Genomic DNA, 12,791 nt, shown 5'->3' with positions numbered 1-12,791 from the left:
CTTCGATGCGGCTGTCTAGCGTGGCTGTCTAGCGCGGCTGTCTAGCGTCATGGTCGGCTTGGGGAGCCTTTGATCTGCTGAACCCATTGACTGCGCCAACCTGGCGCTTCAAATGGATCGGAAAAATACTGGGTCTCGTGAACGACCTTGACGTCGCGGAACTCCATGATGCTCACCACGCATGTTGCGCGCCCCTGATAGGCGATGGTGTATTCGGTGACCCAGAGATGACCTTCTCCGTGAATTCGCCTGACATCGAATCCGGATGGCTTGTCCGGATGATGACTTCGCAGTGCCTGCAAGTTGCGCCGACCGAGGATCCGCTCGCCTGATTGCGGATAGTCGCAGATGGCGTCGTCTTCGTAGATGTCGTGCTCCGCTTCGAGGTCGCCTGCTGCGGACGCATGCCAGTGCGCGTTCAGGGCTTCACGGATTGCTTCTTCCTGCATGGCTGCCTCCCTTCACCATCCACGCTTCACTGTCACTGACGTTGCGGAAGAAAGCCCCCGCTGCCCGTCTTGACGACCTCGTTGAATCTTTGCCGGGTTTGAATCCCGTTGATCTCATCGAATGCATCGGGCGGGAGCGCGACGATGTCGAAGTTCTCCCGAGCGCGAGCCGTTGTCTTGGGTGTGGTCAGCACGGACCCGCCACGCTGCGCGGCCCATGCAAGCAGTACCTGGGCGGGCGTCCTGCCCGTACGCCCGGCGATCTCGACGACAACGGGATCTTCGAGCGGACCGGGCCTGATTCCGTGGCCCAACGGGGCAAAGGCTTGCATCACGATGCCGTTTTCCTTGCAAAATTCAAGCAACTCCGTTTCAGGAAGATACGGATGGACTTCGACCTGCACGACGGCTGGTTTGATACGCGCCGACTCGCACAATGTCCGCAGTTCGCTCAGCAGGATGTCCGACAGTCCGATAGCGCGGCATCGGCCATGGCCCACGAGATCTTCCATCGCGCGCCACGTATCGGACAAGTTCACGCTCTTGTCGTAAATGACGTCACCGTTCGCGTCGCGTGGATCCTGTTCGTCGCCCGGCTGAAAGGCAAATGGCGTGTGGACCAGATAGAGATCGAGGTAGTCGAGTCCAAGCCTGCCGATACTTGCTTCGAGAGCAGGCTCAACACGTTCGGGCCGGTGGTTGTTATTCCAGATCTTGGTGGTCACGAAGATGTCTTCGCGCGTTAGTCCTTCCGCGGCAAGCCCCGTTCGCAACGCCTCGCCGACCTCACGCTCATTACGATATCTCTCGGCGCAATCGATAAGACGGTATCCCGCTTCCAGCGCGGCCCTCGTCGCACTGACGGCCGTCGCGGCATCCGGAATCAGCGTGCCGAATCCGAGTACGGGAATGCGGCCGCCTCCGTGATTCAGCACGAGCGTTTTGCTGCGAAAATCAGACGACTCGTTCATGACGATGCCTCCGCATTGCCTGGTTCGCTGCGGCGAAGAATTCGTTGCTTACACTGAAGCTCGATGCGCTGCGTCGTGTCTCAGTCTTTGCAGGTACTGAGGATAAGACACATGCGGGATCGCGTCTTTAGAAGGTCGCATCCGCCGGAGCGTGCATCAGGAAAACATCATGCCGCACGCGCTTTCGTCATCGAAACCCGTCCCGATCGAAGACGCTCCCAGCCGAGGTCGGCAAAGCACGGTCCCTGAGTGGCCTCGCCGAACTTTACGTCGTTATGTTCGGCGTTCCACTCCAGTACTTTCACACCCTCATTCAGGTCGACTGTCACGTCCCATCCGATGCAGCCGATGAACGGCACTTTCCCATGCAGCTGCAGCACCTTCCTGACGCAACTTTCGAACACGGGAACCGTGACGCCTGAAAACTTCGCTTTTGAATCCGGATGCTCATTCACATCCGTCCAGTCATTCAGATAACCGACGGGATCGAGTTCACCCGTCGATGTATTCACCGCAATACAGACTTCACTGCCCGACTGGATGTGGGTTTCACCCGCTCGTCCTAGCCGTAGAAAACAGGCCCGAAGCGATATCGCACCAGACGGCTCGACGACGGTTGTAAAGCGCAGGGTCGCGACGGAATCCGGCGTAAAGCGGTCGAATACTTCGTGTTGCCTCACGAAAGTCTGAAATACCCCATTGCCCATCGACTGAATGAACTTCGGATCGAATGACTGCCGGTCGAGGATGAATACGCCTTTGCCCTGCGCGGACGCGTCGCGTTTGAAAGCGACTCTGTCGGTATCGCCGAATAGCGTTCGCTGAAGCTCCTGACCGGATATCACCGTGTTGTCGGTCGTATAAAACAGACCATTGGCAAAGTATCCGATGTCCGGAAAAGACTCGTCGCCGAAGATCAGCCAGGAAGCGGACTTCAATGATGAAATCTTCCCGTAAGAGCCCTTTGTCCGCGGCACGACGACAGCACCGTAGTAGTTGTCGGGAATCCAGCCTTCCTTGAACGCACCGTTCAATGCGGCATACACACGAAGCCATGGCGCGTACACCACGTCGCCGAAGATATCGCGCGCGTACGACTCGATCTGACGGCACACATGAGGCGCGAGCTTGCCCCGCCGCTTCTCGATCGTTCTTAGAATCTGTCCGGCCTGAATCGCGTGGCCCAGATGAAATTTATAGCTCGCCAGCCTTTTTACTGAAGCTCTGGCGATACGTTCGACGTCAACTCGCATACATGGTCCGTCCAATAGCCGATGAGAACAGGGAGGCAATGACCTTGGGCGGCAGGTTTTTGTTCTGTTCTGATCTGTTGTGGTAAGCGGCACCCCGTCAGTGTCGGTGACAGCGTGCTTACGCTGAGAACAGCCTTTCAGCGCAATCAGTACCACATCTTAGGGGCCCGGCTTTCTGCGCGTGGCGCGCCTGGCCGTAAAAGACGTGAGATTGACTCTGGCCGATGAGTGGGAAGGTGTTCTTCAGACGGCTGACGGGATGAAGCTGTCGAATTGCTTTCGAAGGAGGGATATATGTAGCGTCACGCCGCTCAACGCGGATGATCCCTTTCCGGCAACCATCCTTCCTCGATACGCTGGACTAGCAACGTATCATTCCAGGCGCCTCGTATCGGTAACTTCCTCTGCTCGTCGGAAATCGCACCAGGCGGCCATTCCCGCTCACCATCTCCCGACTACAAGATCGTCTTTTTTAAGTCGGACCCAGGTTACGTCGTTTGCTTCACAACGTTAGGCATGTCGTCATAGGCCCTCAACAATGTGTCAAGCGGCGTCATCGATGAATCATGACCGCAATGAACGATCTTCAACCTGGTCGCACCACGGATAAACTGGCCGCCGCCAAACCATTGTGATTCGAGGTTTGCGCGAAGCATATGCTTCGCCTCCTACGTTCGACCCGAAAAGGAACAACCCCGGCGCGTATTCCGAAGCATGACCTCGCGAGTCCGAAGTCTTCTGGCTTTTTACAAAAGGCCTTCTTCAATCGTTTTTCAAACAGTCCAGAGAGCGGCGCTTGGCGGTTGCACTTCCCCGGAGGGAATCTCATGGAAGAGCTCGACGAATTCTTCTGGAGCGACCTTCTCGACTATATCGACGAAGGGCGGGTCGTCGCAGTCACCGACAACGGGTTGCTGCCCGTCAGTCAGGACGGGCAGATCTTCGGATTCGATGCGCTTGTCGCCACTCGCCTCGCTGAACGGCTGCGTATCGGCTTGAGTGAGATCGACGGTCCGCCGCGGCTGGACGATGTCGTCAGCCGCTACCTGCTTCAGCCGCGTGCGCGCAAGGAAGACCTCTACGTTCGCACCTCGCAGGTCGTCAGAGACCTCGCGATCGAGCCGCCGCAAGCGCTGCTGGACCTCGCCGCGGTGCGCCGGCTCGACCTGTTCGTCACCCTTTCGTTCGATGGCTTGCTGACGCGCGCCATCGACGTCATCCGGCACGGCGGCGAAGCGCGCACTTCCGTCGTGACGTTCTCGCCGAACCGCGCGGACGATCTGCCCGGCCCGCGCGATCGTCTGAACGCGCCAACCGTGTTCCACCTGCTCGGCCGCCAATCGTCGGCGCCGGAGTGGGTCATCTGCGATGAAGACCGCCTCGAATTCCTCCACGCCTTGCAGGACGACGCGCGTCGGCCGAAGCTGTTGTTCGATGCGTTACGCGACGATCATCTGCTGTTGCTGGGCTGCCGTCTGCCGGATTGGCTCGCGCGCTTCTTTCTGCGAGCGGCAAAGAACGAGCGGCTCTCGGCGCGGCGCGAAACCGTCGAATACCTGGTCGATCCGCAGGCCGATCGCGATCCCGGCCTGAAAGCCTTTCTCGCCGACTTCAGCCCGGCCACCCGCGTGGTCGCGCTCGACCCGACGGTTTTCTGCGCGGAGTTGCGCAGCCGCTGGGAACAGCGCCACCCCGCAGGCGTTGCCAGCGCAGCCTCAGCGCCCGCCGTGCAGCGCGCCGTCGACGGCGCGGTGTTCATCAGCTACTCCAGTCAGGACGCCGCCGCCGTGCATGGCATCGCGCAAGCGCTCGATGCGGCCGGTATCGATGTCTGGTTCGACCGCAGTCAACTGCAGGGCGGCGACGACTGGGAGCGTCAGATCCGCCGCGGCCTCGAAGCCAGCAGCCTGTTCATTCCCGTGATTTCCCGCGCGACGCAAGACCCTGCGCGGAGGCGGGATTTCTTCTGGCGCGAATGGATGGCCGCCGACGACCGCGCTGCGGGCATGGCGCCCGACGAGCCCTTTCTGGTGCCCGTGGTGATCGACGATACGCCGGCCTACGGCGGCACCGTCCCCGATCGCTTTCGCCGCGCGCAATGGATGACGCTGCCTGGCGCACAGACAACCGACGCGTTCATCTCGCACGTGCGCGGTCTCTACCGGCAAATCTCCAGCCGCTCATGCCGGAGCTGACATGGCCACCGCAGCCGCTGAATCCGCCGCGTTGCACGACGATCTGTCAGGCGAAGACCTGACGCCTTCGCGTCCGTGGCCGGGCCTCGCCTCTTTCGCCGAGGCAGACCAATACTTCTTCCGTGGCCGCGCGAGCGAGTCCGATGAACTGGCCCGGCTGGTGCGCCGCGAAATGCTGACCGTCCTGTTCGGCCGCTCGGGCCTCGGGAAAACGTCTCTGCTGAACGCGGGACTCTTTCCGCGCTTGCGCGAAGATCTGCACCTGCCCGTCATGATCCGGCTCGCGCACGGCGCCGAGCTGCCGCTGCGCGAGCAGGTCTGGCAGGCACTCGCCGCAGCATGCAGAGACGCCGACGTCGACGCCACGGCGCCGTTGCCGGGAGCATCGATGTGGGAGCACTTTCATCGCGCGGGAGCCGGATTCTGGAATGCACGCAACCGCGCGTTGACACCCGTGCTGGTCTTCGACCAGTTCGAAGAAATGTTCACGCTCGGCCAGAGCGACGACGAGACGCGCCGCCGCGCCGCCGGCTTCGTTAGCGAACTGTCGGACCTGATTGAAAATCGCCCGCCGGAGTCACTGCGTCATGCGCTCGATGCCGACGCGGCGCTTGCCGACCATATCGACTTCGGCCGTCGCGGCTGCAAGGTGGTGTTGAGTTTTCGCGAGGACTTCCTGGCGGAGATCGAAGGCTTGCGCGGTTCCATGCCGTCGCTGATGCGCAACCGCTACCGTCTGCTGCCGATGGACGGCCATCAGGCTCGAGAGGTGGTCGACAGCGGCAGCGAGCTGGTGGCGCCCGGCGTGGCCGAACGGATCATCGGCCTCGCGTGGCGCAACCGCGCCGAGGCCCCCGCGCCCGACGACTACGAAAGGATGGAAGTCGATCCCGCGCTGCTGAGCGTGATCTGCAGCGAACTGAATCTGCGCCGGATCGCACAGCATAGCGATCAGATCGGCGCCAGTCTTCTCGCCAGCGCCGAGCGCGAGATCCTGGTCGATTTCTATGAGCGTTCGTTACAGGGTGTCGATCCGCGTATGCGTGTGTTTATCGAAAACGAGCTGATCACCGAGGCCGGTCATCGCGACAGCCATGCGCTCGAGGACGCGCTGGCGCTGCCCGGCATCACGCGAGACGAGGTCGACCGGCTCGTCGCCGGGCGGCTGTTGCGCGTCGATGACCGCTTCGGGGTGCGCAGGCTCGAACTCACTCATGACGTGCTGACGCGTGTGGTCAAGGACAGCCGCGACGCACGGCGGGTGCGCGAGGCGGCCGCTGCCGCCGATGCAGCTGCCGCCGCCGCGGCTGAGCGCGAGCGCGAAGCGCTGGAAGTACAGCGGCGTAACCGTCGTAACGCCAAGCTGGTCATAGCCGCCATATTCGTCGCGATCGCGTTGCTGGCGGCGGCAGGGATAGCAATTTACCTTGCGATCACGCAAACCCAGAAAGCGCATGATGCGCAGAACCACGCGCGTGACGTGGGTCGCGATGCGATGAAAGCAACGGATGCGTTGATCAACGCGAGGACGGAAAGCGAACAGGCAAAGTTGAGAATCGACCAGGCGGAGGCCGATAACGCAAAGTCGGTCAATGCGTTGATGGCCATGCGGGACGAATCCGTGAAAGCTGCCGAGTCGGCGGCGATTGCACAGAAGCAGGCAGACGAAGCCACCGCTCGCGCTCGACAGTTGACCCGCGACGCAGTCATTTCCAACGTGATCGCCAACGCCGGCGCCGAGCAAGCTGAACATCCCGATCGCGCGCTGCTGCTGGGTGCCGAAGCCAGTCACGCAGCCCCGGAGCGTCTGGATGCGCAGCTCGCTCAACTGGCGCGGCTGATCTCCGAAGAGGGCGTACGCAAGATGCTCCGGATCGGCGACACGGTGACCGTATCGACGACAAGCCCGAATGGCAAGCGCATGGCGATGGGCACCGACAGCGGCGACGTCCTCGATCTCGACCTGAGCACCTGGACCGTGCTGCATCGTCTGAAGGGGCATAAAGGCCGCGTGGTGGCGCTGACGTACGACGCAGACGCCACGCGTCTCGTGTCAGCCGACGACGGGCACACCGTCATCGCCTGGCAATTGCGCGATTCGAAGGAAATCGGGCGCGTCTCGCTGGCCAATACTCAGGTCAGGAAGATGGCCATGAGCCATCACGGTCAGTTCGTCGCGATTGCGGGCAATGCGTCCGTCGATGTGTGGACAATGCCGGGGCAGACGGACGCCGCGCCGCTGCGGCATGTTGGAGCGGGCAATGGAAGCTGCCTCGGCTTCGACCCAGAGGACACCACGCTGCTCTACGGTACCCGCGAAGGCATCGTCGCCGCGCCGCTCGCTGAAGCGAACGGTGCAACGGCGCCCCGGACGACAGGCTCTGTGCTCGCGTTCACGCCCGACTGCCGCATCATCGCGGTGCTCCGCAAGAACCCCGACGACAAGCGCGTCATCGAGCTTCGCGACGAATCGACCGATACCGTGATCGGAACATTGGACGGCATCGAAGGCAGCGACCCTCAGATCGTGTTCGAGCCCGGCGGCCGCTTCGTGGCGGTTCGAAACAATGGAACGACCATCGTCTGGGCGACCCAGCCGCTGCGAAAAGTCGATGAGGCCCGTCTCGACTTCGGTCCGGCGAAACCGGTTGCATTGAGCCCGGACGGCCGCTGGGTGCAGACAGTGCAGCCGGGCGGCGAGGTGAATGTGCTGCCCGTCGACGGCGGCCCGGCGCCCGTCAAAACGAGGTCTGCGCAGAAAGCAACGTTCCAGTTCTCACCGAATGGCGATTTCGTCGAGTCCGGGATCGATCAGCAGGGAACCCGCTTCACCATCTGGTCGCTCACGCAAGAGGCGGTGCTGCGCTCTCGCGAGGGCCCGTATCAGGCCGACGAAGTCGAGTTCAACCGGACGGGCAGCGTGCTGGCAACCAACGCTCTCGCGCCCGACACAGCCGACTTCTGGGATGCAATCAGAGGCGTTCCATTGAATACGGTGCATGGGTTCAGCCGCACCGAGTTCAGTCCGGACGGCCTGCTGGTTGCAATCCTGAATCGGGACGGCACGGTCGACGTCCGGAATACGGACGACAATGGTCGCGCTCTTTTGCACCTTCCCAAGCCGCCGAAGGCAGATGTGGAGCGCTTTGCGATCAGTTGGGATAACCGGCGGCTCGCGGTCGCGATGTCCGACGATTCGATTCACGTGTACGAGATCCAGGGTGGGCACGAAACCGTGCTGTCCGGGCATCGAGGATCGGAAGTCGTTGCCTTCAGCCGAAACGGCCGCGCACTCGCAGTGGCGGGAGACGACGGCGTCGTGCGGCTGTATCGCTTCGGTTCGCAACAGGCCATGACCGAACTGCCGGACCCCCACAAGGGCACAGTCATGCAGCTGGCATTCAGCCCGGACGGGAAACGGCTCGTATCGGGAGGGGCCGATCGCATGGTCATCGTGCGCAACGCCGAAAGCGGACAAACAGATGCCAGGCTCGGCCCGAGTGACGTGCAGGTTGGCCGTCTGGTGTTCATCGGCAACGGCGACGCGCTCGTCAGCGGCGAAGCGAAGGGAGAGCGCTACGTGTGGGATCTTCGTAAAGGAACCGAACTGGCGAGACTGCGCGCCACGGGTGGCATCGTGTCCAGCGTCGATATCAGTCCCGGCCAGCGACGCGTCGCGGTGCTGCACACTGACCATACGGTAACCTTGCGCAACTGGGATGCCGACTCGATGCTGAAAAACACGTGCGAGATCGCAAACCGTAATCTGGATTGCACCGAGTGGCGCCAGTTCATGCTCGGCGAGCCTTATCGCAAGACTTGCCCGGCGCTGCCCGCGCCGGTGTGCCGTTAAGGCAGCGTGACTTCGCGCGAGGCGCTACATTGCATCAATACACGCCGCCAAACGCCTCGCCGCCCAGCCGGTAGTTCCGGTTGCTCAGATCAGGGTTCCGGTTCACCAGCGGTCTCGCATAGAGCGGATGACGCAAACTGCGCACTTCATGTTCTAGCGTGAAGCAAGGCGCGCCGCTCTCGAGATCGACGAGTTCGGCGAAACGGTACTGATGCGTCTCCTCGCCATTAGTCAGCCCTCGCGCGGCGAGCCGCTCATAAGGCCCGGAGAAACTGGCTACATAGATCTGGATGTGATGCCCATCGTATTCCGCGATCGCCGTCGGCGTTTCCGCATAGACGAGCTGCTGGTGTCCGCCGATTGCAATCACTGCCTGCCGCGAACCGTTACGCTCGCGGACCTCGGCGGACGCATCGAACATCTCGCGGTAGAACGCGGCAATGGAAACCGCGCTACCGACGGGCACATCGAGCTGCACATACGCGATGCCGAGATCGACGGCATAGGCATCGGGATCGAGACAGTCATAACGGTTTCCCCACGGACAGATCACTTCCACGCGATCTTCCCGCTCGGTCCATCCGAAGCGCGTCTGTTCGAGTAGCGGACGCACCGCGCGCAGCCGTTCGATCAGCGACGCGCGCTTGCCCACGATCAGTCCGACATGTCCGCGCAGGCGCTGCGCATCGCCGTGCGGCAGGTGAATCTGCGAGCGGCCGAGGTTGATCCACATGTTGGTCACGCCCGTCATCAGATAGGGATCGCGCGTGAGCCCGAGCGCGCTGACATAGAACGCCGTGGCAAGACGCTGGTCCGGTATCGTGAGATTGACGTGTTCGAGCAGCACGAGATTGCCCGTATCCTCGCGCGTGTAGTCGGAACGATTCATCAGTTTGCACCCGAAGGTTAATGCGGAAGACCGAACATACACCTTTTGCCTCGAGGCCGTCAGTGCGACGACACGTAATCGGTTTCGGCGAAGGCAGGCGGGATGGCGAAGCTTTCGCGCATGCGCTTCGTTTCGGCCGCCGGCGTCAAGCCGAAGAGACGCTTGAACTCGCGATTGAACTGCGAGGCGCTGGCATAACCCACCGCGTGACACGCCGACTCCGCCGTCATGCCTTCACGCAGCATCAAAAGCCTCGCCTGATGCAGGCGCGTCGATTTCACATACTGCATCGGCGATGTATTGGTAATCGTTTTGAAATGACTATGAAACGTCGGCACGCTCATGCCCGCGTCGCTCGCAAGTCGAGCGACATCGAGCGGCTGGTCATAGGCCGCGTGAATGCGGCGCAGCGCCTTGCCGATCTTGCCGAACGGCCCTTGCATCGCCAGGGCCGCACGCATCGCGTTGCCCTGCGCGCCCGTCAGGACGCGGAAATACAACTCGCGCACGAGGGCGGGCCCGAGAATCGCAGCGTCGCGCGGCTCGTTCATCGCTTCGAGAAAGCGCAGCACGGACATCTGCAGCGCGGAGTCCATCGGGCTCGACATCATGCTTTGCGGCGCATCAGGCTCATGCGCCGACGCATCATGACGGTCGATCTGCAACATGAGTTCCGCGGCGACCGAGAAGTCCAGATGCATGTAGATGGCCAGCAGCGGACGTTGTGGCGTGGCACTGGCTTCCATCGTGAAAGGTACGGGCACCGCGACGGCGAGATAGTGCTGCTCGTCGTACGCGTAGATCCGGTTGCCGAAATAGCCCCGCTTGCTTCCCTGGCAAACGATGACGATCCCCGGATCGTAAAGAACAGGTGTTCGCGTCAGCGCGCGGTTCGAGCGCAGGATGCGCACGTCCGGCAACGACGTCAGGTTATACCCCTCGTCGGGCGCCAACGCTTTCAACAGCGACACCATGCGTTGCTTCTGGTCGCCCGATGCGGCCCGGCTCGGGTTCTTCCTGCTCCGGGGCTTTTCCAGGGTCATAGGAATAGGCAATGAAAAAAGATCAACAGGTCTGATTGGCATGCGCCGACGCGCCTATTATGCAGTCTCTCTTCTATCTTTCGAGGTACACATGTCAGCTGTCAACACCTTGCTCATCACCGGCGTCAGCAGCGGGTTCGGACGCGCGCTCGCCGAGCAGGCGCTCGACGCGGGTCATCGCGTGGTCGGTACGGTACGGAGCGAACAGGCAGGCACGGCATTCGAAGCACTGTCGCCGGGTCGGGCCGTGGCTCGCGTGCTCGACGTGACGGACTTCGAGTCGATCGATCGCGTCGTCGCCGACATCGAAGCGACCGTCGGGCCCGTGGATGCCCTCGTCAACAACGCCGGGTACGGTCACGAAGGGGTCATGGAGGAATCGCCGCTCGCCGAGATGCGCCGGCAGTTCGACGTGAACGTATTCGGCGCCGTGGCGATGATGAAAGCCGTGCTGCCCGCGATGCGCGTCCGGCGGCGCGGGCACATTCTCAACATCACGTCGATGGGCGGCTTCATCACGATGCCCGGCATCACGTATTACTGCGGCAGCAAGTTCGCTCTCGAAGGCATTTCCGAAGCGCTCGCCAAGGAAGTCAGGCCGTTCGGCATCTTCGTCACGGCAGTCGCGCCGGGATCGTTCCGGACGGATTGGGCAGGCCGGTCGATGATCCGCTCGCCGCGCTCGATCCCGGATTACGATCCGCTATTCGACCCGATCAGAAAAGCACGCGAAGAAAAAAGCGGCAAGCAGCTAGGCGATCCCGTCAAGGCAGCTCGCGCGATGTTATCGCTCATCGGCATGGACAACCCGCCGACGCACCTGCTGTTAGGCAGTGACGCGCTTGGCCTGGTGCGCGACAAGCTGTCCGCGCTCAAGGACGAGATCGACGCCTGGGAGACGGTCACGCGTTCGACGGATGGGTACTGAGCGCGTTTTTCCTTGCAAGCGCGACGCGAGATATGACAATGCCCGGCTAACCGGGCATTGTCGCTTTCAAGCTCTCAGGCGCCTGCTCACATCAGCTTCAGCCCGTCGATTTCCACCACCCGCTTCTCCCTGATCGACTGTTCCGCCGCAAGACCGATCACGACGGCCTTCAACCCGTCTTCGACGGTCACCTTCACGGGCACGCCCGCGAGCACCGATTGCTGGAAGCCGAGATGCTCGAAATACGTCGACCCGTGATGCGCGCCGAGGCTCAGCAGCTTTTCATCGACTTCGACCGTGCGCCGCACCGGCCCTTTCGGATCGCGCGGACTCACGACCACTTCCGCCTGCCGTTCGCCCCGTCCCGGCCAGTGCTTGCCTGCGCCAGGCACGAAGCACTCGACCTTGCCCTTGTCCCCGACCGCCGAGAACTCTTCCTGCCAGTACGCGCCATCCGCGAACATGCAGAGGTCGAGACTGGCGCGCCGTCCGCTTCTGAATTCGACGACGACATACGCGTTGTCGATCATGTCGGGCGTCTTGCCGTCGTAGCTTTCGTCGCGATGGTTGACATCGGCGGCACCCGACGCGAACACGCGCACGGCTTCGTCGTTCGTGATCAGACGCATCAGATCGAAGAAGTGGCAGCACTTTTCGACCAGCGTGCCACCCGTACGCGCAGCAAAGCGATTCCAGTTGCCCACCTTCGTGAGGAACGGATGACGATGCTCGCGGATCGAGAACATTTTCAGCTCGCCGATCTTGCCGGCATCGATCTCGTCGATCATTGCCGTGAGGGGCGGCATGTACCTGTATTCCATGCCGACCCATAGCGGCGCGCGATGCCCTTGCGCCGCTTCCGCCAGCTGCCTGCAATCCTCGATCGTCGTGCAGAGCGGCTTCTCGATCAGCGTCGGAAACGCGGTCGGCGCACTGAGGATATCTTCGAGCACGGCGCGGTGCGTGTCGTTGGGCGTCGCTACCACGAGCACGTCGCAAGCCTTGCTGCGCAGCAGGTCGCGATAGTCCGCGAATATCTGCACGTCGCGTCCCACCGTCTTCGTTGCCGACGCGATCGACTCGCCATGCGGGTCCGCCAGCGCGGTGACGACTGCGTTCGGCAGCAGCGCGATATTGCGAAGATGCTCCTGTCCCATCATCCCGGCACCGATTACGCCGTATCTCAAAGGCTCAGTCATGGAATCTCCTT

General features: G+C 62.0%; 9 protein-coding genes. 3 read left to right on the top strand and 6 right to left on the bottom strand.

Annotated features, from left to right (window positions below; translation table 11 throughout):
- Window positions 1–47: 47 nt before the first annotated feature.
- From FRZ40_RS25830 to FRZ40_RS25820, 3 genes are all read right to left on the bottom strand, one after another.
- Complete coding sequence (locus FRZ40_RS25830) at window positions 48–449, bottom strand: nuclear transport factor 2 family protein (RefSeq protein WP_028366770.1); 402 nt, start codon at window positions 447–449, stop codon at window positions 48–50.
- A gap of 32 nt (window positions 450–481) precedes the next feature.
- Window positions 482–1,420, bottom strand: a complete 939-nt coding sequence (locus FRZ40_RS25825; protein ID WP_147236022.1) for an aldo/keto reductase — start codon at window positions 1,418–1,420, stop codon at window positions 482–484.
- Window positions 1,421–1,587: 167 nt separating this feature from the next.
- A complete protein-coding gene (locus tag FRZ40_RS25820; protein WP_051446370.1) occupies window positions 1,588–2,673 on the bottom strand; it encodes a sugar-transfer associated ATP-grasp domain-containing protein in 1,086 nt (361 codons plus the stop codon).
- Window positions 2,674–3,500: 827 nt separating this feature from the next.
- On the opposite strand from FRZ40_RS25820, the gene FRZ40_RS25815 reads away from it, so the two are divergent.
- Together FRZ40_RS25815 and FRZ40_RS25810 are read left to right on the top strand one after the other, a co-directional pair.
- Window positions 3,501–4,868, top strand: a complete 1,368-nt coding sequence (locus tag FRZ40_RS25815; RefSeq protein WP_147236021.1) for a toll/interleukin-1 receptor domain-containing protein — start codon at window positions 3,501–3,503, stop codon at window positions 4,866–4,868.
- A gap of 1 nt (window position 4,869) precedes the next feature.
- On the top strand, window positions 4,870–8,721 hold the full coding sequence (locus FRZ40_RS25810; protein ID WP_147236020.1) for an nSTAND1 domain-containing NTPase: 3,852 nt from the start codon (window positions 4,870–4,872) through the stop codon (window positions 8,719–8,721).
- Between the two features lie 34 nt (window positions 8,722–8,755).
- Here the strand turns inward: FRZ40_RS25810 and FRZ40_RS25805 are convergent, their stop codons facing one another.
- Window positions 8,756–9,610, bottom strand: coding sequence for a VOC family protein (locus tag FRZ40_RS25805; protein WP_147236019.1), 855 nt, complete (start codon window positions 9,608–9,610; stop codon window positions 8,756–8,758).
- Window positions 9,611–9,669: 59 nt separating this feature from the next.
- Window positions 9,670–10,584 (bottom strand): AraC family transcriptional regulator, encoded by a 915-nt coding sequence (locus FRZ40_RS25800; RefSeq protein ID WP_147236790.1) that lies wholly within the window; start codon window positions 10,582–10,584, stop codon window positions 9,670–9,672.
- Window positions 10,585–10,744: 160 nt separating this feature from the next.
- Between FRZ40_RS25800 and FRZ40_RS25795 the strand changes: the two genes are divergently transcribed.
- A complete protein-coding gene (locus tag FRZ40_RS25795) occupies window positions 10,745–11,581 on the top strand; it encodes an oxidoreductase (RefSeq protein WP_028366763.1) in 837 nt (278 codons plus the stop codon).
- Between the two features lie 86 nt (window positions 11,582–11,667).
- Here the strand turns inward: FRZ40_RS25795 and FRZ40_RS25790 are convergent, their stop codons facing one another.
- A complete protein-coding gene (locus FRZ40_RS25790; RefSeq protein WP_147236018.1) occupies window positions 11,668–12,780 on the bottom strand; it encodes a Gfo/Idh/MocA family protein in 1,113 nt (370 codons plus the stop codon).
- Window positions 12,781–12,791: the final 11 nt, after the last annotated feature.

The organism is Paraburkholderia azotifigens, from assembly GCF_007995085.1.
GTDB classification, from domain to species: Bacteria; Pseudomonadota; Gammaproteobacteria; order Burkholderiales; family Burkholderiaceae; genus Paraburkholderia; species Paraburkholderia azotifigens.
Note: the sequence above shows the minus strand (reverse complement) of the source record. Positions and strands in the feature narration are given on the sequence as shown.

Excerpts from the sequence above, each read along its gene's own strand:
- FRZ40_RS25795 (WP_028366763.1), top strand. The coding sequence starts at position 10,745 with ATGTCAGCTGTCAACACCTTGCTCATCACCGGCGTCAGCAGCGGGTTC.
- FRZ40_RS25805 (WP_147236019.1), bottom strand. The coding sequence starts at position 9,610 with ATGAATCGTTCCGACTACACGCGCGAGGATACGGGCAATCTCGTGCTG.
- FRZ40_RS25815 (WP_147236021.1), top strand. The coding sequence starts at position 3,501 with ATGGAAGAGCTCGACGAATTCTTCTGGAGCGACCTTCTCGACTATATC.
- FRZ40_RS25820 (WP_051446370.1), bottom strand. The coding sequence starts at position 2,673 with ATGCGAGTTGACGTCGAACGTATCGCCAGAGCTTCAGTAAAAAGGCTG.
- FRZ40_RS25790 (WP_147236018.1), bottom strand. The coding sequence starts at position 12,780 with ATGACTGAGCCTTTGAGATACGGCGTAATCGGTGCCGGGATGATGGGA.
- FRZ40_RS25830 (WP_028366770.1), bottom strand. The coding sequence starts at position 449 with ATGCAGGAAGAAGCAATCCGTGAAGCCCTGAACGCGCACTGGCATGCG.
- FRZ40_RS25825 (WP_147236022.1), bottom strand. The coding sequence starts at position 1,420 with ATGAACGAGTCGTCTGATTTTCGCAGCAAAACGCTCGTGCTGAATCAC.
- FRZ40_RS25800 (WP_147236790.1), bottom strand. The coding sequence starts at position 10,584 with ATGGTGTCGCTGTTGAAAGCGTTGGCGCCCGACGAGGGGTATAACCTG.
- FRZ40_RS25810 (WP_147236020.1), top strand. The coding sequence starts at position 4,870 with ATGGCCACCGCAGCCGCTGAATCCGCCGCGTTGCACGACGATCTGTCA.